The sequence below is a fragment of the Neobacillus niacini genome, assembly GCF_000759675.1.
Taxonomy (GTDB): Bacteria; Bacillota; Bacilli; order Bacillales; family Cytobacillaceae; genus Neobacillus; species Neobacillus niacini_A.
This window is the reverse complement of the sequence record NZ_BAWM01000024.1, coordinates 1-424: the sequence shown is the minus strand read 5'-3', so window position 1 is coordinate 424 and position 424 is coordinate 1. Positions and strand designations below refer to the sequence as shown.

Here is a 424-nt window from a genome sequence, read left to right as displayed (position 1 = left end):
AGGAAAACCGAAAAGACCAGATTTAAACGAAGCTTAAACAAAATTCAAGAAGTACTTCGTACTATCAGACATTGGCCAATAAAAGACCAAGCTGAAAAGATAAATCAAATTCTTAGGGGGCATTATAATTACTACGGAATGGCTGGTAATCTTGGGTCAATAACTAAAATCTATAAAATTACGGAACGATACTGGAAGAAAATGTTGAGTAGTAGAAGTCAAAAGAGCTATGTAACATGGGAAAAGTTTAATTATATTAAATTGATATTCCCTCTAGAGCGTCCTAAACTCTCAATTCCATTTTCTGAATTGAAAATGTACGCAAAACTGTGAAGCAATTTCTGAAGAGCCCGGTGCGGGAAATCCGCACGCCGGGTTCTGTGGGGGTTTGAGTCGCCAATCAGGCGACCTTTCTACCCGGAGG

General features: G+C 38.9%; 1 protein-coding gene. It reads left to right on the top strand.

The annotated features are described in order from the left end of the window. The coding region (locus TR08_RS14085) for a group II intron maturase-specific domain-containing protein (protein WP_045519108.1) at nt 1-333 on the top strand (333 nt) is incomplete at its 5' end. Between the last annotated feature and the right edge of the window lie 91 nt (nt 334-424).